This is a genomic window from Brevibacillus ginsengisoli, assembly GCF_050113715.1.
GTDB lineage: Bacteria > Bacillota > Bacilli > Brevibacillales > Brevibacillaceae > Brevibacillus_H > Brevibacillus_H ginsengisoli.
Window position 1 is genome coordinate 244,325 of the sequence record NZ_JBNJQR010000007.1, and the last position, 26,354, is coordinate 270,678.

The 26,354-nt window shown below is 47.9% G+C and carries 21 protein-coding genes; 8 read left to right on the forward strand and 13 right to left on the reverse strand.

What is annotated here, in order from left to right:
* Positions 1-240 precede the first annotated feature (240 nt).
* Together ACQCN2_RS15940 and ACQCN2_RS15945 are read left to right on the forward strand one after the other, a co-directional pair.
* Complete coding sequence (locus ACQCN2_RS15940) at positions 241-1,608, forward strand: APC family permease (RefSeq protein WP_426929929.1); 1,368 nt, start codon at positions 241-243, stop codon at positions 1,606-1,608.
* A gap of 6 nt (positions 1,609-1,614) precedes the next feature.
* Entirely contained in the window at positions 1,615-3,246 is a 1,632-nt protein-coding gene (locus ACQCN2_RS15945) for an amidohydrolase (protein WP_426929930.1), read from the forward strand.
* An 84-nt stretch (positions 3,247-3,330) separates the two neighbouring features.
* On the opposite strand, the gene ACQCN2_RS15950 is transcribed toward ACQCN2_RS15945, so the two are convergent.
* Complete coding sequence (locus ACQCN2_RS15950) at positions 3,331-4,614, reverse strand: phenylacetate--CoA ligase family protein (protein WP_426929931.1); 1,284 nt, start codon at positions 4,612-4,614, stop codon at positions 3,331-3,333.
* Between the two features lie 275 nt (positions 4,615-4,889).
* On the opposite strand from ACQCN2_RS15950, the gene ACQCN2_RS15955 reads away from it, so the two are divergent.
* Positions 4,890-6,254 carry a putrescine aminotransferase gene (locus ACQCN2_RS15955; RefSeq protein WP_426929932.1) on the forward strand — a complete coding sequence of 455 codons (1,365 nt, stop codon included), beginning with the start codon at positions 4,890-4,892 and terminating at the stop codon, positions 6,252-6,254.
* A gap of 11 nt (positions 6,255-6,265) precedes the next feature.
* Positions 6,266-7,744, forward strand: a complete 1,479-nt coding sequence (locus ACQCN2_RS15960) for an aldehyde dehydrogenase family protein (RefSeq protein WP_426929933.1) — start codon at positions 6,266-6,268, stop codon at positions 7,742-7,744.
* Between the two features lie 299 nt (positions 7,745-8,043).
* Here the strand turns inward: ACQCN2_RS15960 and ACQCN2_RS15965 are convergent, their stop codons facing one another.
* Positions 8,044-8,955, reverse strand: a complete 912-nt coding sequence (locus tag ACQCN2_RS15965; protein ID WP_426929973.1) for a LysR family transcriptional regulator — start codon at positions 8,953-8,955, stop codon at positions 8,044-8,046.
* 79 nt (positions 8,956-9,034) lie between these two features.
* Here ACQCN2_RS15965 and ACQCN2_RS15970 point away from each other — a divergent pair, with 79 nt between their 5' ends.
* Both ACQCN2_RS15970 and ACQCN2_RS15975 read left to right on the forward strand, forming a co-directional pair.
* Positions 9,035-9,622 (forward strand): DJ-1/PfpI family protein, encoded by a 588-nt coding sequence (locus tag ACQCN2_RS15970; protein ID WP_426929934.1) that lies wholly within the window; start codon positions 9,035-9,037, stop codon positions 9,620-9,622.
* Positions 9,615-9,806, forward strand: a complete 192-nt coding sequence (locus ACQCN2_RS15975) for a hypothetical protein (RefSeq protein ID WP_426929935.1) — start codon at positions 9,615-9,617, stop codon at positions 9,804-9,806. Before ACQCN2_RS15970 ends, ACQCN2_RS15975 begins: the two co-directional genes overlap by 8 nt.
* A gap of 54 nt (positions 9,807-9,860) precedes the next feature.
* Here ACQCN2_RS15975 and ACQCN2_RS15980 read toward each other — a convergent pair whose 3' ends face one another.
* Positions 9,861-10,019, reverse strand: coding sequence for a hypothetical protein (locus ACQCN2_RS15980; protein WP_426929936.1), 159 nt, complete (start codon positions 10,017-10,019; stop codon positions 9,861-9,863).
* An 81-nt stretch (positions 10,020-10,100) separates the two neighbouring features.
* Positions 10,101-11,027 carry a winged helix-turn-helix domain-containing protein gene (locus ACQCN2_RS15985; protein WP_426929937.1) on the reverse strand — a complete coding sequence of 309 codons (927 nt, stop codon included), beginning with the start codon at positions 11,025-11,027 and terminating at the stop codon, positions 10,101-10,103.
* Positions 11,028-11,255: 228 nt separating this feature from the next.
* Here ACQCN2_RS15985 and ACQCN2_RS15990 point away from each other — a divergent pair, with 228 nt between their 5' ends.
* Positions 11,256-12,470: an MFS transporter gene (locus tag ACQCN2_RS15990; protein WP_426929938.1), complete on the forward strand. Its 1,215-nt coding sequence runs from the start codon at positions 11,256-11,258 to the stop codon at positions 12,468-12,470.
* Positions 12,471-12,490: 20 nt separating this feature from the next.
* Here the strand turns inward: ACQCN2_RS15990 and ACQCN2_RS15995 are convergent, their stop codons facing one another.
* Positions 12,491-14,788, reverse strand: a complete 2,298-nt coding sequence (locus ACQCN2_RS15995) for a cadherin-like beta sandwich domain-containing protein (RefSeq protein ID WP_426929939.1) — start codon at positions 14,786-14,788, stop codon at positions 12,491-12,493.
* A 79-nt stretch (positions 14,789-14,867) separates the two neighbouring features.
* Entirely contained in the window at positions 14,868-17,960 is a 3,093-nt protein-coding gene (locus ACQCN2_RS16000; RefSeq protein WP_426929940.1) for a hybrid sensor histidine kinase/response regulator, read from the reverse strand.
* 334 nt (positions 17,961-18,294) lie between these two features.
* Here ACQCN2_RS16000 and ACQCN2_RS16005 point away from each other — a divergent pair, with 334 nt between their 5' ends.
* Positions 18,295-18,546 (forward strand): hypothetical protein, encoded by a 252-nt coding sequence (locus ACQCN2_RS16005; RefSeq protein ID WP_426929941.1) that lies wholly within the window; start codon positions 18,295-18,297, stop codon positions 18,544-18,546.
* Positions 18,547-18,557: 11 nt separating this feature from the next.
* On the opposite strand, the gene ACQCN2_RS16010 is transcribed toward ACQCN2_RS16005, so the two are convergent.
* The 7 genes from ACQCN2_RS16010 to ACQCN2_RS16040 are packed head-to-tail and all read right to left on the reverse strand — an operon-like array spanning position 18,558 to position 26,305.
* Positions 18,558-19,649, reverse strand: a complete 1,092-nt coding sequence (locus ACQCN2_RS16010) for a M24 family metallopeptidase (RefSeq protein ID WP_426929942.1) — start codon at positions 19,647-19,649, stop codon at positions 18,558-18,560.
* A gap of 30 nt (positions 19,650-19,679) precedes the next feature.
* Entirely contained in the window at positions 19,680-20,666 is a 987-nt protein-coding gene (locus ACQCN2_RS16015) for an ornithine cyclodeaminase family protein (RefSeq protein ID WP_426929943.1), read from the reverse strand.
* Between the two features lie 24 nt (positions 20,667-20,690).
* The gene (locus tag ACQCN2_RS16020) at positions 20,691-21,695 is read right to left on the reverse strand and encodes a proline racemase family protein (RefSeq protein ID WP_426929944.1); all 1,005 of its coding nucleotides are present in this window, start codon (positions 21,693-21,695) and stop codon (positions 20,691-20,693) included.
* A 27-nt stretch (positions 21,696-21,722) separates the two neighbouring features.
* Entirely contained in the window at positions 21,723-23,159 is a 1,437-nt protein-coding gene (locus ACQCN2_RS16025) for an aldehyde dehydrogenase family protein (protein WP_426929945.1), read from the reverse strand.
* Positions 23,160-23,181: 22 nt separating this feature from the next.
* Positions 23,182-24,057 carry a dihydrodipicolinate synthase family protein gene (locus tag ACQCN2_RS16030; RefSeq protein WP_426929946.1) on the reverse strand — a complete coding sequence of 292 codons (876 nt, stop codon included), beginning with the start codon at positions 24,055-24,057 and terminating at the stop codon, positions 23,182-23,184.
* A gap of 32 nt (positions 24,058-24,089) precedes the next feature.
* Positions 24,090-25,118, reverse strand: a complete 1,029-nt coding sequence (locus ACQCN2_RS16035; protein ID WP_426929947.1) for a proline racemase family protein — start codon at positions 25,116-25,118, stop codon at positions 24,090-24,092.
* Positions 25,115-26,305, reverse strand: coding sequence for an NAD(P)/FAD-dependent oxidoreductase (locus ACQCN2_RS16040; protein WP_426929948.1), 1,191 nt, complete (start codon positions 26,303-26,305; stop codon positions 25,115-25,117). The genes ACQCN2_RS16035 and ACQCN2_RS16040 overlap by 4 nt, the downstream gene beginning before the upstream one ends.
* Between the last annotated feature and the right edge of the window lie 49 nt (positions 26,306-26,354).

Below are 26,354 nucleotides of genomic sequence, written 5' to 3' on the forward strand. Positions count from 1 at the left end.
TCAGCATACATTTTTCAATCGCTTCTTCGCTCTTTATGACATAACGCATCGGGTCCTGATGCAACCTTCCATCAGAAACAATTTCTCCTGCGATCTGATTTGAGTGTATCTGTAAGCCCGAGAATAGAATTACTTGGCATATTTTTTGCAATTTTCAATAAATTATGCCATCAAATGAAGGGAGGACATGTTTTATCCACATTGGGGATTTTTTGCAATAAACATTAAGGGGGGCGGGTCATGAATCAACCAACATCTCTCAAGCGGTCACTTACTCTTTTCCATGTTGTTGTCTTTGGACTTTCCTACATGGTTCCTTTTACGGTGTTCACTACTTACGGAGTGGCTACCGATTTGTCTCAGGGGATGTTGCCGGCAGCGTATGTCTTTGCCCTTTTGGCGATGATGTTTACCGCTTATAGCTACGGCAGAATGTCTCAAGCGTTTCCGATCGCTGGTTCCGCCTACACCTATACCCAGAAAGCGATAAATCCTTATCTTGGATTTCTAGTCGGCTGGGCAATCTTAATGGACTATTTATTTATGCCGATGCTCAATTATCTGATCGGTGGACTCTATCTTTCTTCTTACTTTCCGTCCATTCCCACTCCTGTTTTGATCATTCTTCTAATTCTCATTACAACCGTGATCAGCATTTTCGGAGTCAAAGTAGGGACCAGTATCAACGCGTTATTTATTGTCTTCCAATATCTGTTCCTCATCGTTTTTGTCTTTTTGTCGGTGAAGGGCATTCTGAACGGAATGGGAACCGGAACGCTTGCCTCCATCAAGCCGTTTTACAATCCTGATGTGCCTTTATCCTCCATCGTTTCAGCGGCCTCGATTCTATGTCTATCCTTCTTGGGATTTGATGCGGTCACGACGATTTCCGAAGAAACCATTCAGCCTAGAAAGACCATTCCCAAAGCGATTTTGATTGTCACGCTGCTGGGAGGTGCCCAGTTTATCTTCATTGCCTATATCGGACATATGATTTTTCCTAACTATCATCTATTTCAACAATTGGATTCCGCCTCTCTTGAACTCTTGGAATTTGTCGGCGGAAATGTGATGGCCTCCATATTTGTCGCGGCAACGGTCCCGATCGTTGTGGCTGTCAATATCTTGGCCAAGGCAAGTGTGACGCGGATCTTGTATGCGATGGGACGAGATTCTGTTCTTCCCAAAAAAGCTTTCGCCTACATTCACCCGAAATTCAAAACTCCTGTCTTCAATATCATTTTGGTGGGGATTCTTTCCCTCTCTGCCCTATTCGTTGACCTTGTGACGGCAACCTCGTTTATCAATTTTGGAGCGCTTGTCGCTTTTACTTGTGTCAATCTCTCCGTCATCGCCTGGTATTTTGTCCGTAATAAACGTCGCTCACCAAAGGACACCTTTTTCTATCTCATTCTCCCCTTGATTGGCGCGGGATTTACCAGTTGGCTATGGACCACTTTGGAGAGAAATTCCTTAATACTTGGAAGCATCTGGGTATCCTGTGGATTTATCTATCTCTTGTATATCACCAAGATGTTTACCAAACGTCCTCCTGAGCTGGATTTTAGTGAGATTGAACAGGAAAATGAAATTAGCATAGGAGGTTAAAAGTCTATGAGTGCTCAACCAAAAGCAACCATTATCCTCTCAAGCAACACCGTCTTCACCAGCTTGAAAGATCAGCCTGAACCCGCATCCATCGCCATCGTAGACAACAAAATCGCGGCGATTGGCAATGAGTCCGAGATGGAGCCTTTTATTGGTGAAGACACGAAAATCTATCACTTCCAGGATCAATTGATCATGCCTGGCTTTCACGATTTCCATCTACATATCATGACTGGAAGTTTGCTGAAAGACAGCGTGTATCTCTTCGATTTGCACTCCGAAGAGGAAGCGGCAGAGTTGGTGCGCGAACACGCTGAGTCACGTCCGGAAGATGAATGGATCATCGGCTACGCTTGGGACGCGGGACACTGGGACAACAAGCCGCTCCCTCACCGCTCTTCCCTGGATCGCGTCGTGCCCGATCGGCCTGTCATGCTTTTACATTACGAAGGCCACTTCTGCTGGGTAAACAGCAAAGCGCTCGAGATCATGTGCATTGATCGTTATACCGAAAATCCCCCTTTTGGCGAAATCGCAAAAGACGAGGACGGGGAGCCAACCGGAATTCTCTATGAACAAGCCGCCAATGCTGTAACCAATATTGCCTTTCAAGTGTCACGAGAAAAGAGTAAACGATTGTTCCAAGGCTTTCTTTCCTATGCCGCCTCGCTTGGAGTTACTTCCGTGAATGATTTATACGCGTCCGACACCGACAAGCTTTACAAGGACTATCCAATCTATAAGGAATGCGACGAACAAGGCGAATTAACGGTTCGCGTCCATGTATACCCAGCTTTGGACGGTGAATTGGGACGCATCAAACAATTACGAGCTGAATATCAATCAAGTAAACTGCAGGTGGCTGGCCTAAAGCAGTTTGTGGATGGGGTGGTAACCGGTCATACTGCGTACATGTTGGAGCCTTATTCAAACAAACCGGAAACGCGAGGAGACACGACTTTCTCGGAGGAAACATTCAAAAAATGGATCACTGAAGCCGATCGGGAAGGCTTCCGCATACGTCTGCACGCTATCGGAGACGGAGCGATTCGCTTAGGTCTGGACGCATTCGAAGAAGCTCGGCAAGCAAACGGAAAAAGAGATTCCCGTCACGCCATTGAGCATATCGAAGTGATCCATCCTAACGACATCCATCGTTTTCATGAGCTTGACGTGATTGCTTCCATGCAACCGGAACATTTGGCTGCAGCGGATCGAAGCCTGTACGTTGCCATCATCGGGACAGAACGTGAAAAGCATACGTTCCCGCTTCAATCATTGATCAGTACGGGTGCAACTTTAGCGCTAGGAAGCGACTTCCCTGTCGTTCCATTGGAGCCTATGCTGGAGGTTTTCCGAGCAGTGACAAGAATCGATAACAGCGGACATTCAGATGCCGTCTGGAATCCAAGCGAACGCATTTCTCTTGCGGAAACTTTGAAAGCGTATACACTTAATTCCGCCTACGGAAATTTCCGAGAGCATGAATTAGGTTCGCTTGAAGTTGGCAAGCTGGCCGACCTGATTGTATTAGACCGCAATCTGTTTGCTATTCCGGCTGAAGAAATTAAAGAGGCAAAAGTACAATTAACCATCATGGATGGAAATGTGGTTTTCGAGGATGAATTGATCAAGTAAGCCTGGACCAAAAATGATCCCTCCCGTGCAGAACAGTCAGAGCTTACTCCAAATCTGTTACACACGAGAGGGATCTTCATGTCCCTACATAATTTTACTCTCTCTTTGGTCCAATACACGTTTCGATTTCATTTCAAAACGTGGCAGCACTCCACTTGCCACCTGTTCAACCTCGATACGCAGGCCGATTCTTTCTCGCAAACATACTTTCAATTCATCCAAGATATCTTCTGTCGCCTCTATTTGTACCTTGACTTGGTTCATTTCTTCCAGGGTGTAGTAAACGATCCGAAACTCGTTGATCTGCGGGAACTCACGGACGATCGATTCGATGGATTGAGGGAAGATATTCACTCCTCTTACAATGACCATCTGATCGACTCGCCCTTTGACACCTCCCGCGAAGAACCGATAGGGGTTGCCGCAAGCGCAGGACTTGCTGTTATTCTCGACCAGATCGCCCGTCCGATAACGAATCAGCGGAAAACCGTAACGTCCCAGATTCGTGAGAACCAATTCACCCTCTTCCCCATCTTTGACAGGTTCCAAGGTGTCTGGGTTAACTACTTCTGCTAGAAAATGAGATTCGTTCACATGGATTCCGTTTTGCTCTGAACAGGAATACCCGTAGGCTCCCATTTCCGTCATTCCCGCGTGATCAAACAGCTTGGCGTTCCACAAAGTTTCGATCTGGTTGCGAACGGATGGAATCGATCCACCCGGTTCCCCCGCGGTAATGATGGTATGAACATGGGAGTTCTTCAAATCGAAGCCATGCTGCCGGGCTGTCTCCACCAGATGAAGCGCATAGCTCGGCGTGCACAGCAGTACATTCGCTTTATTTTCGATGATGCTGTAAAGCCTTTCCGCAGATGATTGGCCGCCACCCGGGATCACCAAAGTCCCCAATTTTTTCGCAGCCTCATACGCTGACCAGAAGCCGATGAACGGCCCAAATGAAAAAGCGAGGAACAGTCTGTCATCTCTTGTTACTCCAGCGGATTTCAATACGTCCACCCAGCAATCCCGCCAACATTCCCAACTATCTTTGGTATCCAGCACTTTGAGTGGTCTGCCTGATGTGCCTGATGTTTGATGATACCGAATATAGTTGGCTTCCGGATAAGAGTGATTGCGTCCAAAAGGGGCATGTGCAATTTGATCGTCCGCCAGCTCTTTTTTGAGAGTGAACGGAATTTTCCTCAGATCTTCCAACGATCGAATCGGCAGGGAAGCATTCTTTAGTTTTTCCTTGTAGAATTCATTGCACTGGGTTACAAAAACAAGCAACTGATTTAATTTCTGCAATTGGTAATCTTGCAGGTCGACTTCATTTTCATAGATTCTATAAACGGTTTTCTTGGTCATGCCATCTCTCCCCCTAACTTCCTATCATGTATGTTGGTAGGAGTACCAAAAGCAAGGACTGTGCCAAATATCACACGATGAATACAGGTAGCATGAAAGTAGATTTCCATAAATATCATGTTATTACTGATGACATCACGCATCATGTTTGATGCAATATCGCATTACAAAAAAGGATGTTTGGTGGTAATAGACAGTGTTTGTACGCATCGCTAGAATGGCATCTTTTTTGCATAGTATATTTTCGAAAAATTCAAACGAAAAGGGTGTATAGCATGGAACGCAAATCGAGAGAAGAATCGATCAGTTTGGCGAAAGAAATTCTGAACTATATCGAAAGTGATACGCTGACGGTCGATCAAAAGAAGCAAATCGTTTCGGATTCCGTTGAAAACTTCACCAACTACGTGACGAAAGCCATTCTCTCGCATCGCAAATCTGTTTCTACCGATTTTTCTGTAGTGGAATGGGAGGATGAAGGAGCGATTTTCCGTGATACGATGGGCGACGAGTATGTCGATTGCCTGGGCGGTTACGGTGTCTATCTGTTGGGTCATCGCCATCCCAAAGTCGTGAAAGCGGTGGAATCACAGCTGAAACGTTACGCATTGCACAGCCAGGAGATGGTTGATCCGTTGCGCGGCTATCTCTCCAAGCTGGTTGCCTATATTACTCCGGGTGATTTACAGCATTCTTATTTGGTGAATTGCGGTACAGAAGCAAATGAAATGGCCCTCAAGCTGGCGCGTCTCTCCACCGGCAAGAAGTACTTTATTTCTACGGAAAATGGATTCCACGGCAAAACGTTGGGCTCTCTCTCCGCATCAGGTAAAGCCAAGTTCCGTGAGCCGTATAATCCTCTGGTTCCAGGATTCCAACATGTGCCGTACGGTGATGCCGATGCGGTGGAACAAGCCATTCGCATGCTGATTGCTACTGGTGAAACCGTTGCCGGGGTCATCGTCGAACCGATTCAAGGAGAAGGCGGCGTCAACATACCGCCGGATGATTATCTCCCGCGCCTTCGTCAAATCTGCGACAAATACGAATGTCTCCTGATTGTTGACGAAGTGCAGACAGGCATGGGTCGTACAGGAACAATGTTTGGCGTCGATCATTGGAACGTCGTGCCTGACATCATGACACTTGGCAAGGCGTTCGGCGGCGGGGTCATGCCGATTGCGGCTATGGTAGCCAAGAAAAAATGGTGGGCCAAGATGGAAGAAAACCCATTCCTGCTCGGTTCCTCCACGTTCGGCGGAAATCCGCTCTGCTGCGCCGGAGCAATCGCTGGCATCCGTACGATTCTCGAAGACAATATTCCTGAAATGGCCAAAGCCAAAGGAGATTACATCTTAAATAACCTGCGAGAGATCCAGTCTCGCTATCCTGATATCCTTGTCGACGTGAGAGGAATGGGTCTGTTGATCGGAATGGAATTTGCGGACAACAACCTGGGATATACGCTCGCCAAGCAGTTATTCGGCAAGAAAATACTTGTTGGCGGAACCATTAACAACGCGACGGTTATCCGCATCGAACCGCCTGCCGTCATCTCTTATGAACAGATTGATTATGTGCTCGCCTGCATCGAAGAGGGAATCGCTCAGCTTGCCAAGGACCTCAAAGTAACGAACTAGGAGGAACCAAAATGACCGACCAAGTGAAAAAAATGTACATTAACGGTGAATGGGTGGAGTCATCTTCGGGCGAATCCTTCCCTGTGATCAATCCGGCTAACCAGGAGATTTTAGCCCGTGTCACCAAGGGAACCAAGGAAGATACCAAGCGAGCCATTGAGGCCGCAAGACGAGCTTTTGACGAATCAGGCTGGGCCGAAACGCACGCGCGTGAACGAGCAAATCTGCTCAATCGCGTCGCTGATTTGATTGAACAACGCGCAAACGAATTCGCCGAGACCGACACTCGCAATAACGGCAAACCGTTGCGTGAATCCACCTATGACGTGTCTGATGCGGTCAACCAATTCCGCTACTATGCGGGCTTGTGCACGAAACCCCAAGGACAGACATATGACGTGCCGGACGATATTCAAGCGATGGTGGTTCGTGAACCGATTGGCGTTGTCGGTGCGATTACCTGCTGGAACTATCCTTTGGTGATGAACGCGCAAAAACTGGCACCCGCTCTGGCGGCAGGCAATACAGTCGTGCTGAAACCCGCTGACTTGACTCCGCTTTCTACCATCCTATTGTTTGAATGTTTGGAGGAAGCGGGCATCCCAGCAGGAGTTGCCAATCTGGTGACCGGACCAGGAAGTGTTGTCGGGGAAGAGATTTCCCGCAACGAGCTGGTGGATAAGGTAGCTTTTACAGGTGGAACAGAAACAGGCATCACGATTATGAAAAACGCCGCTGACACTGTGAAAAAGCTGTCCCTCGAGCTTGGCGGCAAATCGCCAAACATTGTCTTTGCCGATTCTGATTTTGAGACGGCTGTGGACTATGCGATGTATGCCATCTTCGCCAATCAGGGTGAAGTTTGCTCGGCGGGCTCACGTTTGATCCTCGAAGAAAGCATCTACGATCAGTTCATGGAACGATTAATCGATCGGGCGCAAAAAATCGTGGTAGGTGACGGACTCGACCCGTCTACAGAGATGGGGCCGCTCATTTCCGAATCGCATATGAACCGGGTCCTTTCCTACATTCAGCTTGGCGTGGATGAAGGGGCCAAATTACTCTGCGGAGGCAAAAGAATGACGGCAAACGGTCTGGACAAAGGCTTTTACGTGGAGCCGACGATTTTTGAAGCCCAGAGTCCCGACATGCGAATCGTTCAAGAGGAGATTTTTGGTCCAGTTCTTGTCGTGCAGAAGTTCCAGTCGGAAGCAGAAGCGATCAAACTGGCCAATGGCACTAAATACGGTTTAGCCGGCGCAGTCTTCACCAACGACGGAGCCAAAGCGCAGCGGGTGATCCGCAAGCTTCGCGCGGGAATCACCTGGATCAACACCTACCATCCGACCTTTAACGAAGCGCCTTGGGGCGGCTACAAGCAAAGCGGCATTGGCCGCGAGCTGGGCACCTACGGCTATGAGGCCTATACGGAGGTAAAGCAAATCAACATCAATTTACAGGTTAAGCCAAGCGGCTGGTTCCGGAATTAATCTCAGAAGAAAATCCCTGACATGCTAATTTTGTCAGGGATTTTATAATATCGGAAAGTTTAATTGCTTTACAGAGGTAAAGTAATTAAACTTTCCTTCCTTTCGCGTAAGCCCACTGAGAAAAGATTTCGTCCACTTGCCCCCTCTCATCGGGGGGTCGAAACACAGCCTCCTTGGGAGCGAAGCTTAGGGAACCCGTAGGGGCGCGAAGCGTTTGGCGACTCCCTTTCGGATTGAGAGAGCGGACTTTCCCGCTTCATTGCGAGCTTCCACAGAGCGAAGAGGGACGAAGTCTTTTCTCAACTGGAGAACACACTCTTCACCATCTCAATAAACTTCCAGTGAGCCTTCGACAACCATTTATTTTTGTGATACGAGAGTTGCCCATAGAATTTTAGATTTTCGCTGGAAGACTCGATGACCTTCATTTTATGGTCTTTTAGCAAATTTTCCACGCTTGTGTATGGCATCAAGCTGATCCCCAACCCGCTTACCACGCACTGCTTCATCGCTTCCATGCTGGTGAACTCCAAATGATTGCCAGTATCGATTCCTTTTTCAATCAAATATGCTTCAAAAAACCGCCGTAACGAACAATTCTTCTCGCTAAAGATGATGCACGCCCCATTCGCTCCCTCAATGGACGGAAGAGAATGATGACTCTCCCCAACGAAAACGATCGGTTCTTCTGTTAATATTTCGCTGACGAGCTGCGGGTCACTTACCTTAGGTTCCAAGGTAATAGCAATGTCTAGCTCTCCCGAATGGAGTCTTTCACGCAGCGGGATACAGTTATCATTGATCAGCGAAAAGGAAACCTCGGGATACTCTTTTCTATACTTGGATAGCACGGGGCCAAGCCTGTATACGGTCATGGTTTCGGATGCTCCAATGCGGATTTCGCCTTTAATCACTTGATCATCGGACGAGACATGCTTGATTTTGGAATACGCTGTCAGCAACTCTACTACATAACCGTAGAGCTCCTTTCCAACAGCCGTTAGTTGAATATGCTTCCCCAGTCGATCAAACAACGGAACCCCGATCTCGTCTTCCAGCTGCTGAATATGTGACGTGATGGATGCCTGTGAGTATTGGAGTGTTTGTGCCGCCTTGGTAAAGCTATTCAACTCGACAACGGCCTTAAACGATTGAAATTGACGGATGTCGATAGGTTCTCCCCTCCAGGAATCGATTTTTGTTATCAGAATTTCTAAATATACAGATCAGTACTTTCAATTTTACTAATAACTCATTGTAACATATGATCCATGTAAGGAGATGATTGACATGAAAAAAGTTTGTTTGCTTTTACCGAATGGCTTTGAAGCTGTAGAGGCCAGCGTTTTTACAGATGTAATCGGCTGGAACAAATTTGAGGGAGACGGCTCAACTGAACTCGTTACAGTGGGAACTCGAGACGAACTTAAGTGCACCTGGAACTTTACGGTGAAGCCCGAACGACTCATTTCCGAAGTAACGGTTGATGAGTTTGACGCTTTGGCAATGCCGGGCGGATTTGAAACAGCCGGCTTTTACGAGGATGCTTTTCGCGAAGACGTGCTTGAATTTATCCGCGAATTCGATCGACAAGGGAAGTTCATTGCATCCGTCTGTGTCGGAGCGTTGATGATTGGAAAAAGCGGCGTCCTTCGGGGAAGAAATGCAACGACCTATAATCTGAACCCCAAGCGCCAACAACAGCTAAAAGAGATGGGAGCCAATGTGATTGCGGATCAGCCGATCGTCATCGACAAGAACATCATTACTTCCTACAACCCTGCCACCGCATTCGATGTAGCCTTTACGCTGCTTGAATCTCTCACTTCCACTGAAAATACCAACAACGTGAAAAGACTAATGGGCTTCCTTGCCTAATCACATTCCATTTCCATCAGGAGGAGTATCGGATGCGGATGCGACCGCGACTTTTGAGAGAAATAGTTTTGATGGAAAGCTCCACTCAGCGGAAGAAATTCATCACCAGGCATTAGTCAGCTTGCACGATGAATTCGCCACTGTGATTGATACCAAGGGAATTCTCGACTCGCTTGAATGTTAAGAAAATAGGATACACGAAGGCCTCCTAATCCGCGAGAGAAGGAGGCCTTGTTTTTTAAATTCTGTCATCCTCCCACAACTTTGCGTACTCCTCGTCCTTTTCGATTTCGTTGCCCTTCCAGAAAAGCTCTTTGCCGGAATACGTCTTCGCTTTCACAGTTTCTCCTGTTGCGGGAATATGCACTGTCTGAACTTCCTGTTTTACTTTGTTCATCTTTTCATCCCTTTTCACTTCAGGTTGGAATCGCTCATTATTCTTCGTCAAAAGTGGGCTTTATATAATCCTCAAACCATCCTAGTTCCGAGTTTTTTTCTGCAATAACTCCTGCATTTTATCAGCCAGTAACGGCCTCGTCTCGTAGTAGCCATAGCTATTGCGATCTCCTGTCTCATAAAGCCTGAGCATCTTCGCCGCATTCAAAAAAAGCAGATGGTGATGAATCGTTCCTTTAGTCGTTCCCAACATAGCAGCGATATCCCCAAAAGACTTTTTCCCGTTTGATAAAAATTGCAAAATGCTGATTCGCCGTTCATCAGCTAACGCTTTTCCCATATTGACGAGCAAGTCCGTCTCTTGCTCCTCCGGTGATTTCCATACATTGATTGGATAGCAGGCGATAGCGAGGCTGCCATAAACTTGACTGGTAAAAAACGGACTTAAATGGATCGTGGGGAACAGCTTGATCTCCTTAATTCCAAGAGCTGAGTCCATAACCAAGCCGCCAGTGATTGCTTCCAAGAAGCTCTCGCTGTCTTTGGCCTGCTCATACTCCTCGATCCGCTTCTGAACATCCTCGTAAATGGCAGATTCGTAATATCCCAACAAGCTATGAAAATACTCTTTGTACCACTCTGACAAATAACGAGCGGCTCTCTCATGCAGTTTGGACAAATCCTTCGGAAGAGAGAATCTGTCGCTCATATAAGGCTCTGTTAATAAATAAATATCTCCAGCCGTCAACGAAGCAAACCACCGGAGAAACCCTTCAATCCCCTGATCGTCTGAATACAGCCATGCGAGTATTGTCGCGTATTCATACTGGACAGAGCCATAGCCTTCATCCTCGACAATATGAGGAAATTGCTTCTCTCTATCTGCATACCAATTTGAACCGATTGACAGTTCTTTCTTCATCTTTTCCGAAATCGGCTTCATAAAAAAGCAAAAACTAAAGACAAATTCATGTACAGGCGAAGCGCTGATCTGGATCGTATAGGTCACGACTTTTCCTCCTAAGGCTTACTTCTGTTCATCTCCGTCATAGACTCCTTCTGTTAGTATAGATAGTTTAAAAGTAGTTGACAATCAATCGCATTTCATGATTATAATCTGATTGTATCGTTTGATGATTATTAAACAAATTTAACGAGTGAATTTTATAAAACACTTTTGCATTCACAACAGTTGCCTGAATCGACAGGATGACAGAAGAAAAGGAGAGCTACCCGCATGCGTGACGTTTTACGAACATTTGTACATTTTCATTCAACCATCAAGCTGTTGTTACTAGGAAATATTCTTTTATTTATCGGTATCTCCATGAGTTCCCCTTTCCTTGCGATCTACCTCGCACAACATCTGGGCCTCCCGTCTGCTGTAATCGGGGTCATTATCGGCTCGGGAGCGGTTGCTGGGATCATCGGTGGGTTTATCGGAGGAGTAATGTCAGATCGCTTCGGGCACAAACCTTTATTGGTACTCTCTCTGCTCTTTTCGGGAGTGATATTTTGCGGATATACCCTAGTAAATCAAGCCGCATTCTTTGCAATTCTCGTGTTTTCTGCGGGCTTTAGCAACTCCGTCTTCCAAACGGTTTCACGGACGGTTATTGCGGAACTTACCCAAAAACAGGAGCGAAACACTGCTTTCTCGTTCTCCAACTTCACCCTGAATGTAGGGTGGGCTTTAGGTCCACTCATTGCTAGTGTCCTGGACTTAGCCGCCACAACCATGCCTTTTCTCATCGCTGGGGTCATTTTTTGCTTCTACGGATTCTTGTTATTGGCTGCGCTGCGCCCAACTCAACCTGTAGATAAACAGAAATCGAATGATGAGATGAGCTTCAGGCAAGTGTTGAGCATGATTATTGGAGACTCGGCCCTTCGGAAGTATCTAATGGGAGGGATTCTTCTTATGACGGGATGGGGGCAATTTACAATCCTTTTGTCCCAATATGTAGCGAAGGAGTTTGCGAACGGAACATCCGTGTTTAGTATCATGCTCGCTATCAATGCGTTATTCATCGTCATATTCCAGCTCCCGTTGTCTTCCTATACCGCTTCGAAAAAATCAAGCTTTCTCATTAAACGAGGGATTGTTCTGGTAGCCTTGGGATTAGTCGGATTCGGCATCTCCTCTACTTCTTTGATGCTGTATGCGGCTATGGTAATCTTTAGCTTGGCTGAGGCGATTGTCACACCCTTGCAAAGCACGATTCTCGATGAAATTGCGTCTCCCGAACATAAAGGCGCTTATTTTGGGGCGCAAAACCTCACCTTTTTGGGCCTCTTCCTGAGCCCGATCATTGGAGGCTACCTGCTCGATCATTACGGAGGATTCGTCATGTACCTGAGTTTGGCGTCCATTGCTGTTGTCAGTATGTTTTTCTTTTTGATGTGTTTAAAACAAAGCAAGTCCTACGTAAAAACCACACTCTCCGCGTAGAAAGTGTGGTTTCATTTTGATTACTTGACTGTAATGACTTCCGTTCCGTTTACCTGCTTCATAGCCGTATGCGATAAGGTGGCTTCCTCGATTTCAGCAAACGCCCAATGGCTCACGGGTACATCCGTCCAACTCGCTGTCGTTATACCTGTCAGCGGCCCTCTTGCTGTCAATCGGTTGAACAGGGTTACGGCTTCGGCTCGCGTAAGGCCCTGGTTCGGTCGGAATGAACCATCCTCATATCCTTTCATGTATCCCTGTTCCGCCACAGCTGCAATACTCGCTTCCGCCCAGTGACCCTTCGTATCGGCAAAGGCAGATTGCTTGCCTGTTGTAGAAAGCTGCTTCCACTTGGCGATAATCGTCGTCATCTCGGCGCGAGTCATTCTAGTGTCCGGATGGAACAATCCGTTTGCGTCTCCTGTCATCAGACCTGCTCCGCTCACTTTTTGGATCGCGTTCATCGCCCAATGCGTCGATCCCACATCGGCAAAATTCATTGCCGTTGCTGATTGCTTTCCTTCCGCTTGTAGGAAGTGAGCGAGCACGGCGGCCATTTCCGCTCTCGTTAACAGTCGGTTGGGTTGGAACGTGTTGTTTGGATAACCTGTCATGTACGGTGCGTGCTGAACTTGTTCCCGCTTGCTTTCCAACGAAAGATTTGAATACAAATCGCTCTTGCTAATACTATCCTTACTATTGAGATCCCGATGATTTCCGCCGCCTCCATGATCATTTGAAGATGCCGCATCTGCCGTGACCTTGATACTGGTCGTTAGGTTCCGACTGTTTGTAACTCCTTTAGGCAGTTGTACCAGTCTTCCAGTGACGGTAAAGGTTTGCTTTTGGGGATTGGTCGGATTATAGTCCGCTCCTGCCACATCCCAGTTGACTGCCACAAGAATCGTACTGTTATCATCTAATGTGACGTTCACTTCTTCTGGAAGACCCAGCTCGGCTGCTGTTTTCTTTGTCCCGTTCACCACATCCTTGATGGCTGAAGGATGTTTGACCTCAGTGATGTCTCTGGTTACCTCTTTTGTGTCGGATGCTTTCACAGTGACGCGGATACTGGCGGTAAGATTCTGACTATTACTGATATCGCTTGGCATATTGACCAGCATTCCTTTTACCGTAAACGTCTGTTCTTCCTTGGTGTCGGGGTCATAGCTGGTATTCGCAACATCCCAGCTAATCTCTGCCTGGAAGGTGCTGCCGCTACTCAGTATGACTCCCACATGGGTTGGTAGACCCAGCGCAGTCGCTGTTTTTGCCGTACCATTTGGAATCTCGGTAACAGGGATCGGATTTTGGACCGATGTTACAACGATGATCTGTGGCGGTTGCGGTGGTAACGGCGGTTGCGGTGGTAACGGCGGTTGTGGTGGCAACGGCGGTTGCGGCGGTTTGGTATCCGCGCGAGTGACGGTGATGATATACGATCCCTGCGTTGTACCATCCTGTGCAGTCACTAACACTTCGATCTTGTTAGGTCCAACCTGTAAGGAAATTGGGTCCGAACCACTGCCGGAAGCCACACTTGATCCGTTAACTTTGACAGTTGCGTTCGAATCGGCCACAGTTGGGGAGACGTTCACACTGGTGACGGAATTTTCCACGCTCGCCGTGTAGTTGGTTCTATCATTTTTGAAAGTTGGCGACAGCGTACCTTGACTGATCGTTAGATTGCTCAAGTCCACATTGGTAGACAATGAGGCTGCTTCCCGGGTGACCGTCACGGTGTACATCTGGGTCATACCGGCCTGTGTTGTCACGATCACAGTGATCGTATTTTCTCCCACGTTCAGACTAATCTGATTGCTTGCTTGACCACTATCGGTCGCAGTGCCATTCACAGTCACCGTCTCGCTGCTGTTCTCAAGCGTCGGTGTCACCGTCAGGCCGCTCACTTCATTGCCGACACTTAATGTGTAACTCGTTGTCTCAGGAGCAAATGCGGGATTCAATGTACCCTGACTCATCGTTAGATCTCCAAGAAACGGACAATAAGACAAAACCAATGTTGTTTCCTTCTGAATGTTGTAGTCCGACAAGGTCCTTCCGTCCTCCAGATTTCTCCCCGCTAAGCTTAGTCTCTGCCGATTGGTCGGAATACCTTCCTTATCCAAGATTTGTTGCTTTACATTCTCGATGCTATCGCTGGCCTCGACGTCAAGCGTAATCGTCTTCCCCGTCAACGTTTTCACGAAAATCTGCATGGCCCATGCCTTGGTGGGGATGGCCTGCATCAGAAATAGCGTCAGTAAAAGAATGCTACCGTATTTCATTAATCGTTTTGAATCTCTTAGCTGCTCCAACGTATTTTCCCCTTTAACCTTCGAATTTTGCCATGATATGGTTGCTTTTGAATTCTACCAAACGATTCTCACAGGATTCTCACAAAAGCAGCCCTTCCTGTTGCACAGGCAAATACATCGTTACTTTGGTTCCTTGTCCCATCTCGGAGGTGATTTGTAAGGTAGCCCCTGGGATTGAATCAAGGCGTTTGCGAATGTTGGTAATGCCGATACTCCCAGTTTTCTGCTCTCCTTTGGACAATTGATACAAAAGATCATCCGGAATGCCGACACCATCGTCTTCAACAATCACTTTTATGTAATGATCTCCTTCGTAAATCTTTAGCGATACCATGCCGTATTCTTCTTTCTCGAACAGTCCGTGTCGGATCGCATTCTCCACAAACGGCTGGATGCATAACGAAGGAATAACTTTATGCTGAGCACTTTCATCCACGTGACATACAAAGTCAAATCGCTCTCCAAAGCGAGCCTTTTCGATCTCGACATATGCCTGAATCAGCTCAAGCTCCCTGTGCATGGGAACGAACAGCGTGGTACGATCCATATCCAAAATAAAACGTAAATAATGGCTGAGCATGGATAACAAATAGGCCGCTTTGGGTCCATCCGTATAACAGAAGGAAATCACACTGCTCAACGCGTTATATAGGAAATGAGGCTTGATCTGAGCTTGATGGAACGCATGTTCATTGCGAATCGCTTCCTGAATCGAGGTTTTCATGGCGATCAACGTCTGGATTCTGGCGATCAATGTCTCCGCATCAAACGGCTTGGTCACATAATCGTTTGCCCCGGCTCTGAATCCCAGTGCAATGTCATGCGGTGTATCTTTAACCGTCGCGAACAAAATGGGCAGATCGAGAATGGAATGATGGTTTCGTAGAATTTGGCATAATTCAATGCCCGAGATTTCTGGCATCATGACGTCCAGAATGATCAGATCTATATTCGGGTGCTCCTTCAGCTTGGCCATCGCTTCTTTTGCTGAGAACGCGGTGATCACATTATACCGATGTCGCTTGAGAATGTTCAGCAGGATATGAATATTAGAAGCCTCATCATCAACAATCATGATCGTATTACCGGTTTGATTGATGATGTCCAGTGGTTCGTTGTCGCTTCCAACCCTTTGGTGCTCTACTGTTGTAATCGCGGTTTCTCGATGGGCCAAAATCCGATGCGTGCTTGGCAAAGTAAACGTCATTCGCGTCCCCATCCCGAGCTGTGACCAATTCACGCCGATTTTTCCTTCCATCTGTTCGACCAGCTTTCGACTAATGTACAATCCGACGCCCATTCCTGTGTACCCGTCCTTCGGCAGCGGTTGATCGAGCTGTTCAAAATACTCGAATATCGCCTCAAACTTATCCTCAGAAATTCCCGTTCCTGTATCTTCTACGGAAATGAATACGGTCTTACCCATCACGCTCGCCATTACCTTGACCGAGCCTTCGTCAGTATGCTTGATGGCATTGTGTATAAGATTGTACATGATCTGGCGTACTCGATTCTCGTCCGCTAGCACATAGACATCGGGACCGACCTGATTATCCAGCTTCACATCTTTACCCAATAGCTCGAATTGCAGCACGTCGAATACAATTTGAGTCACCATCCTTACATCCACAACAGTCGGGTGCAGTCGCAGTTCTCCATGCTTTAAGCGAGTCACATCGATCAAATCATTAATCAGCATCGAAAGTTTGACGGAAGTATCCTTAACCAGCCAAAGATTTTGTTTGTGTTTGGCTGACAGCGTATTTTCCTCGTCCTCCAACAAATAGGAGGTGATATTCATAATCCCGTGCAACGGCGTCTTGAGCTCATGGGATGTATTCGTCAAAAATTCATCCTTGAGCTGATTCGAGAGCATCAATTGATGCGAGAGAATCTTCGTCTTCTCGTACGCATTCGAGAATCGCAATGCCAGTAGGATGTTCATAAAGACGATGAAACAGACTACTCCAAATTTGCCCAGCATATCCGTTGGGACTACATTCTCTGTATACAAAACCCAGTCCACGAGAAAGATCAGCAACGAAAAGCATCCGCTAATGAACAGCATCAATTCCTTTCGATCCGACGAACCTCGCTCGCTTTTCCTGTACAAATAGATCATTCTTCCAACGATGTAGAAAACTACAATGATTAAATAAAGAAAGAACAAATATTTCACTTCGTTGTACACACGGTATGGAAGCGCAACAATCGCTACTATGTAAAGAATAATCGGAGCTAGCGATAGAATCATCTTCCAATAATTCATCAGACGGGAATCGATCGAGCAGAAGAACATTACACCTAATACTCCACAGAGAAACTCACAGATGTCCAACAGCTTGTAGGCGAAGTTAAAAGGGAGACTAGGCACCATCACCTGAAAAATCTTCTCTCCGAAAAGCATTTGGACAAACATTAACGTTAACAAGAACAATCCACTCAATAAATAGGTTTTCTCTCTTCTTCCCAAGAAGTAGAAGCTGAGATGAAAGGAACCGATAATTCCTAATAGCAAAATAATCCCAATATCAGCACCGATCTGTATACCGTTCAACTTTGACATATCGCTTTGTAATCCGAACGGGAGCGAGTTGACGATGCCTCCTGTAACAAACACATAGTTAGACACCTGCATCACAATTTCGATTTCGCGTGCATTCGAGTGAAAAAATACAGTGTAAGGCGTATTGCCTGGACTATGCTCTTCAATGGTTGCTGCCGGACGCCCGCTGTTGCCCTCTAGCTTTCCATTGATGAACAACTGATGGGACATGCGGACACTCCTTATTTTTAATCCAAAAACTTCGTCCTTATCATCAACAATCACTTTCAACCGATAAGTTCCGAAGCCTTTTCTGTTCATGCCACCATTCGTCGTTTTCCCTTTCCATGTGCCTGGGACTGATAAATAGGAAACCTCTTCACGGGTTCCTTGACGAAAATCAGCAGGTTTAAGTAATTCTCCTTCATAAAACTCCCATTCCCCATCCAGATTGACCACTCCCCGATTGTGAAAATCCCAATCAGACAAATCCATTACCCCTCGTTTCGCAATTGGTGTGTCCCGATTCGGAATTGTTTGCTCGTAAATCCCGATGAAAATTGCGATGGATAATGAAAAAATCAAGCCAATCCCGATGAAATTGAGGTAATTTACTTTTTTCAACACTTGATCCCCTTCAGTCAATAGTTCAAATTTTAGATGTCTATGCTATCATTTCATTCTCACAAAAAACTCAACAGTCTCTCACTATGCGTTACATCATGTGAGAATTTTGTAAGAAAGTCAGGTCCTTATATGGAAGCAGTTCCTCATGTAAAAACCACACTCTCCATTTAGAAAGTGTGGTTTCATTTTTCATTATTCGCATGTCGGGGAAGCTGCCAATGTACCAGTAGATGCTGACTCCTTAACCAACATGGTATAACAAGAATTCTCTGTTTATTCTGTTATACTAGTTTTACGATTCAAACAAATTGTCCAACAAAAAGGAGGTTTGTTCATGTCCCAAAAAATAACCGCTAAAAAAATCAATGCAAAAATGATCGCAGCACTATTCATTGCTCTCTTGATCCTTGCGATTATCATCTGTTTTTATATCGGCAAAGCAATCCTTGGGTCTGCCTTAGGCTTTGTATTAATGGCGGTTTTCTCCATTCTTTACAGAGTGTACGGCTATGATAATTCCATTTATGTTGACCGACACGGGTATAGCACAGACTATGATCACTCTAAATTGCCAAAGGATTTCTAAACCACCATCACTTACAGTTCAAGCGTAATCAATTCTTTTGGGAAAGTGGTCAGCACTTCAACACCTTCTTGGGTTACGAGGACATCATCTTCAATCCGTACCCCGCCGATCTGGGTATTATAGATTCCGGGCTCAATTGTAAAAACCATCCCTTCCACAAGCTCGCCTGGCGCTCGACCATGTACAGATGGATACTCATGGATTTCTAGCCCGATCCCGTGGCCTACCCTGTTAATGAAGTAATCGCCATATCCTTTCATCTCAATAACGCTTCTTGCTGCTCGATCTACTTGGGAGATCAAAGCATGAGGGCGTACCGCTTCAATGCCGCGTAGATTCGCTTCCAGCACCGTGTTATACATATCGGTGAGCACATCGTTCAGTTGACCGACGGCGAAGGTTCTGGTTAAGTCGGACGCATAGCCATTTACAAAAACTCCTGCGTCAATCAAAAGAACTTCACCATTTTGGATAACATGATCTCCTGATTGCCCGTGTGGCATTCCCGCTTTTTTACCAGACAGTACGATGGTAGAGAACGAAGGGCCATCTGCTCCGAGCTTTTTCGTTTGGTACTCCAACTCTGCCACGATGTCTCTTTCCGTAATTCCTTTTTTTACCTTGGGCAAAGTAAGCCTCAACGCTTCCTCCATCACCCAAATTGCGCGTCGAATCGAGGTCAACTCGTCCTCATTTTTCACTTGTCGCATGTGGCGAATTGGTTCTTCCACGTCCACAACGCTCTTGGCATCCAATGCAGCCACAATGGCTCTATAACTTCTGGCTGTGACATGCCCCAGCTCGAGACCTATTTGCTGGATAGTGGTTGGCATAAGACCTTTCAATACCTCATAGCTATCCTCTTCGTCCCCATATGTATGAATCTGGGTCACTTGCGAGGACTCAACCGCTTTATCTCTGTCCAGTTGCGGTATAAATAAGAAAGGTTCCTCGCCTTTTACCAACACAAGCGCCATAAAACGTTCGTGCGGGTCTGTATAAAAACCAGTCAGATAATAGACATTCTTGGGATGAGTGATCAGGACGGCATCCAGCCCTTTTGACTCCATGTAGGTATTCAAGCGTTTTCGTCTATCTAGCATCTCTTTCCCTCTCTTATTGCCTTCAATTTTTTAGAATCGAACGTGTTGTCCTGCTCCTTGCTGCACGGCCTTGTCGTAAAGGAGTTTGGCAACGACTACATCCATCGTGGCGAGGCCCACGGACTTGAACAAGGTAATCTCCCCCATCCGTTCACGCCCCGGACTCCTACCCGCAACGATCTCACCTAGCTCAGCCTGTATCCGATCTTGGGTAAAAATCCCTTGCTCGATCGGTATCACAAAATCACCGGTCTCTTCCAGCGCGCCTTCCCTGGACTCCACAATGACTTTATCTGCCAGAGTGATTGCCTCCGTAGGCAACTCCCGCATGTGAGGACGATAAGCGCCGATTGAATTGATATGCATCCCGCGAGAAATGTTCTCCCCGGAAAAGACAGGATTCGTAGCACTCGTCGCAGTCACCAGAATATCTGCTCCCGATACCGCTTCGTCGGGGTCAGTCAACACGTGAATACGCAAGCCAGATGCGGCTCCTTGGGCGATCTCTTCCGCGAAAGCCTCCGCTTTTGCCTGACTTCTATTATAGAGACGAATCTCCCGAATGGGTCTGACCGCCAGGATCGCATCCACAAGTCCGCTCGCCTGCGCACCTGTCCCGATAATCGTCAATCTGCTGGCGTCTGCTCTCGCCAGATGGCGTGTGGCAAGGCCCGAAGCCGCTCCTGTTCGCACGACGGTGAGATAGGACGCGTCCATCAATGCCAACGGTTCACCTGTCTCTGTATCGACAAGTATCATGACGCCATAGATTGTTTTTTTGCCCAATTCGCTGTTCCTTGGAAAGACGGAGACCAGTTTCATCCCTAAGCTTTCTTTTCCTGCCACGTACGCAGGCATAAATAGCGAAAGACCATCCGCCTCATCCACCGGGATATGGGTTCTCAGCGGTGTGACCGTGCGTTGTAGAGAATATTCCCGCAACGCTGCGGCAACCGCATCAATCGCTTCATCCATGTTCATCAGATGACGTTGATCCTCTGCTGTCAATAGCAGCATGTTCATTCCCCCTACCTTGTCTCGTTAACTGAGCAGGAAGCCACTTGCCAACGGGTCTGTCGGATCAACGACAAAATGATGCATTCCGGTTATATATGCCGTGCCTTCGATCAGGGGAATAACCGCATCATACGGACCTGCTTGAGTTGTTCCGATTACTTTGGCAACAAATTGACTCCCTACAATCCCTTCATGAACGAATTGGGCACCTTCTTCCAGCAAACCGTGGTGATGCAAGGCGGCAATGCGGGCAGCCGTGCCTGTTCCGCATGGAGATCGATCGATCTGTTGGTCGGCAAAAATCGTCACATTCCGCAGATCCGACCCCGCTTCTCTCGGTTTATCGGAGAAAATGACCCCGTAGATTCCCTTCAACTTCGGCTCCAATGGATGATGAACATCCATCTGCTCCTCGATCCGTTCTTTAATCGCTCGCCCCCACTCCTGCAAGGCAGGCAGCTGCGAAATCTCTACTTGAAGACCCAGATCCTCGGCTTGAACGATCGCATAGAAAGCACCGCCAAACGCAATATCAACGACTACCTCTCGTCCGTTAACCTCAAGAGAAAGATTGCTGTGCATGACAAACGAAGGAACATTTTCAAAAGCGACGGATGCGACTTCATCTCCATCCATCTGGGCATACGCGATGATTTTTCCAGCCGGGCTGTCGATGACAATTCGCGGCCTTTCCCCTTTTACCTGCAAATATCCCGTTTCGATGGCCACCTTGACGATCGCGATAATCCCGTGACCACACATGGTGCTGAAGCCTTCGTTATGCATAAACAACACACCGAAATCGGCGTCGGGACTAACCGGAGGGGTCATCACACAGCCATACATGCCGTGATGCCCGCGAGGCTCAAACATCAACACTTGTCGGATATGATCCAATTCTTTGCGAAAGTATTCCCGCCGATCCAATATGGTTTCCCCTTGGAGCGGAGGGAGACCGCCAGTAATGATCCGCAGCGGCTCCCCACCTGTATGGGCATCGATCGTGGTAATCAATTTGTTAACCTTCATGCGATATATCCCTCCAATATGTCCTTTTTACAGGGTGTATTTGATTGCGCAGGTTTTGATCTCGCTATAAAAATCAAGAGCGGTTTGCCCCTGTTCACGTGTATGAGAGCTGGAGAATTTCATGCCGCCAAAAGGAGCCTGGTACTCGACCCCTGCTGTTTCCTGATTAACCCGAACCATCCCCGCCTCTGCTTCCTCCAAGAAACGATGGGCTTTTGACAGGTCACGAGTAAACATCGAGGCACTCAATCCGAAAACAGTCTGATTGCACAGGTCGATCGAATGTTCAAAATCATCCGCCTCCAGAATAGCGGCCACCGGGCCAAAAATCTCTTCTTGAACCAGCGCGTGATCTGCCGCCAACCCTTTTACAACCAGCGGACGGATATAGTACCCCTCTTGCTCTGGGCATCCTGGTGTCTCGGCAACAACAATTCCCTGTTCTCTTGCCAAATTCTCATATCCATTCACCGCACGGAATTGATCCGCTGAGGCTACTGGACCGAGATAGGCGGCTGGATCGAGGGCTGGAGCCAAGATAATGGACTTCATCGCCAACTGCAATTTCTCCTCAAAAGCTGGAAGGATTCCGCGTTCGACAATGATCCGACTGGTCGCTGTGCATTTTTGACCAGCGGAACGAAAGGCGCCGCTGATCACCATTGGGATAATTTTATCCAGATCAGCGTCGTTCAGAACGATTGCGGCGTTCTTGCCTCCCATCTCTGTCTGGTACTTGATATTTTGTTTGGCGCATAACGAAGCGATATTGGTACCAGTCGCTGTTGAGCCTGTAAAACTAATCGCATTGACGCCTGTTTGTTCCAACAATGCGTTACCAATGGTTCTTCCCTTGCCGATTACCAGGTTGATCACGCCAGCCGGCAGTCCCGCTTCAGCGAAGATTTCGGCCATACGAGTTGCGGTCAATGACGCATATTCGGCTGGTTTCCAAATGACTGTATTGCCGCAGATCAAGGCAGGAGCTATTTTCCAGATTGGGATGGCCACCGGAAAGTTCCACGGCGTGATGATTCCCACTACACCCAAGGGAACCCGCTTGGTATATTGCAGAACGTCTGTATCATTGGACGGAATGACACTCCCGTTCGCCCGAACCCCTTCAGCCGCATAGTAGCGAAGGAGATTGACTCCCCTCATCACTTCACCGCGCATTTCGGTGATCGGTTTGCCCATTTCTGTACTGGCTAAGACGGCCAAATCGTTTAGATGAGTCTCCAAAGCCGCGGCCATTCGAAACAAATATTCTCCACGCGCCGCACCTGTGAGTTTTTTCCAAGATTGCAATGCAATTCGAGCTGCTTGGCCTGCCTGCAAGACATGGCTGGTGTCTGAACAATGCAGCACCCCTACCTCTTCTCGAATAGCCGATGGATTCTTGACGACAACCTGTTCATTTTGCGGAGTGATCCATTCTCCGCCAATCCAGTTTTTGCTCTCCATGTTCTTGCCTCCCTGATTCGTGTTATTCTTTTCCGACAGCGAACTCATAAGCCTCGCGAATCTTCGCGTAATCGGCTTCAGCAAGTGGGAGTCTTGGCGGACGAGTTGGACCTACAGGGAAACCGGCCAGCTCCATCATGTATTTGATCGCTTGAACGAGTTGAGGGCTGGCGTCGAAGCGATAGAGCGGAAGCATGCGACGATAGATGGCGAGCGCTTCTTCCAGCTTACCTTCACGAGCAAGGCGGAAAATTTCTACCCCTTCCTTAGGCAAGGCGTTTGGTACACCGGAAATCCAGCCTGTCGCTCCGACCATCGGACCTTCCATCGCCAGGTTGTCTACGCCCACCATGACTTCGAGATTGGTTTTTGCAAGAATTTCGTGCATACGGCGAACATCACCCGAGAACTCCTTGACCGCTACGATATTCTCGATCTTGGACAGCTTCACCAACAGATCGGGCGTCAGGTCTGTTTTGTAATCATGCGGGTTATTGTAGGCGATAATCGGGAGCCCTACAGAGGCAAGCGCTTCATAATGAGCGATGATCTCGTTTTCCCGCGGATTATAGTTGATCGGCGGCAAAGCCATGATCCCTTGAGCACCAGCCTCCTTGGCATGGCGTACCCAGCCTACTGCCTGCTGCGTGCTAGGCGCACCGGAACCGACGACGACAGGAACTCGTCCTGCTGTGGCCTCGACTACCGTCTCTACCACTTTGGCCCTTTCTTCCGCTGTCAGGGAGGCATATTCTCCAAGTGATCCGCATGGAATCAATCCCTGTGCTCCTTGATCAATCAACCAGTCGCAAAGCTCATGAAGACGCTTGTAATCTACCTCGAATTCGTTGGTAAACGGTGTAACCAATGCGATATAAACTCCTTCAAAACGTGCCATAGTTGTATTCTCCTCTCAAATGGTTTGATTTTTTACTCGTGGTCTTCAGCGGGAGGAATAAGCAAAAACCCTTCCGCCAATTCATCTTCCGGATTGTAGAAAAAGCTGTGCATGCCCATTAGCCAAGCGGAGCCGCTGATCTGCGTCACGACGGCTGGCAAGTCGCCTACCATTGTCTGCTCGAGCACCTGTCCATGAAACAAAGACCCGACAATGCTCTCGTGAATGAACTCCTCGCCCAAGTCTATTTCTCCTTTGGCCATCAGGACGGCCAGCTTGGCGGAGGTTCCTGTACCGCATGGAGAGCGGTCAATTCCTCCCGGAGGCACGACTACCGTATTTTTCACGTGAGCCTTCGGATGAGTCGGATCCGTATAGAACTCCACATGGGTCACACCTTGAATGAACGGGTATTCGGGATGGACCACCTTGATGTGGTGATTGATGGCCTGACGGATACGTACTGCTGTTTCCACTACCTTGGAGGCATTTTGCGGGATCAGTTCCAATCCGAGCTTCCGCGCATCGGTAATCGCATAGAAGTTTCCGCCATAGGCTATATCACAGGTAACCGTTCCTAGCGCTTCAACCTCAACGGAAACCTCTTGTTCGTATACGAATGCCGGAATATTGCGGAAACTGACCTGCTTGGCCTTGCCGTTCTCCACGTCGATCCGCGCCTCAACCAGTCCGGCTGGCGTATCCAGCTTCAACGTGGTTACGGGTTCCACGACTGGAATCATCTCCGTCTCCACCAATGCGGTACAGAACCCGATCGTGTCATGACCGCACATCGGCAGATAGCCACCTGTCTCTATGTAGATCACACCGACATCAGCCCCGGGATGACACGGCTCCAGCAGTAGGGCTCCAGACATCACTTCATGTCCTCGTGGCTCGAACATCAGCAACCGCCTTATCCAGTCATGCTCCTGTTTCATCTGAAGCATGTTTTCCGCCATGGTCTTTCCGGTTAGCTTAGGCAATCCAGAAATGACCGTTCGGGTGGGGTTTCCTCCCGTATGCGTATCGATGGTTTGAAAAATCTTGCGCGTTCTCATCCTTTTACCCCCTCTAACTGAAAGCGCTCATAACGAAGCGGCTCTGTCGGGATGATCGTCTCGCTTTGACCACTCAACATTTCGGACATCAGCTTCCCGGTGACAGCCGCCAAACTGATTCCATCTCCTTCGTGGCCGGCCGCAATGAAGAATCCCGGGACTTCCTTAACAGCTGACACGATTGGCAAATGATCCTGCGTCCACGGCCGCAATCCAGCATACGTACGAATCAGATTGAAGTCGGCCAGTTTGGGATAAAAGCGGAGCATTCTGCGAGCCATACAGCGTATAACCTCCATGTCCACTCGGGTGTCGAATCCGACGAATTGCCTTGAGCTGCCAATCAAAAAGTTCTGACTCTCCGTTGGTTCAAACACGAGAGCGACTCCATACTTCTCGGTCTCTTCATCCACTTTTCGCGTGCCGCCGAATTTGGAGAGCAAGTAACCAAACTCCATGACCTTGCGCAATCCAACCGGAACCTGTCGGGAAGCAACGATTAAGTGCCCTTTCCGCGGAGCAATTGGAATATCGAGACCCAGCATCTGCCCAATGTGCGGCGCCCAAACGCCCGCAGCATTCACCACTTGTTTCGCGGTCCAGTCTCCATTGGTCGTATCCAGTCGAAAATTGCCATCTGCGGGATTTTTGCTTACAGCCTTCACCTCTGTCCGCTGAACAATCCTTGCTCCGTGCTTCTTGGCCCCATCAAACAAGGCGTAAGTAAGCAAGTACGGATTGACGGTTGAGTCGGTTGCGCATTCTAACCCGCCAAGCAGGTCGTCTGCGAAAAAGGGCGACTCCTGCCGAATGTCGGAACGATCCAACATGCGAAAGGCAAGCCCCGCTCTTTTCTGTTTTTGCACCCACTCCTCGGCAGCGGACATTTCCTCCTCTGTTTCGCATACAAGAATGCTGCCCGGTGCTCGGTATTCGAACGAATGATCAAGCTCCCGGCTTAGCTGGTCAACCAGTTCCTGGCTTTTTAGCGACATCTGACTGTCAAATCCGGGGTCTTTATCGATTGCGAGAATGTTGCCGTCACAGCGAGAGGACGTGCCACCGGCCAGTTCTCCCCGCTCCAATACGGTTACCTGCATCCCCGCTTTTGCCGTGTAGTAGGCAATAGCTCCCCCGATAATTCCGCCACCAATGACGATCACTTCAGCATGCGATTGACTACTCATGGTTGACTCTCCCTTAAATGCGTTTTTTCCATGCTCCACCTTCCTACAT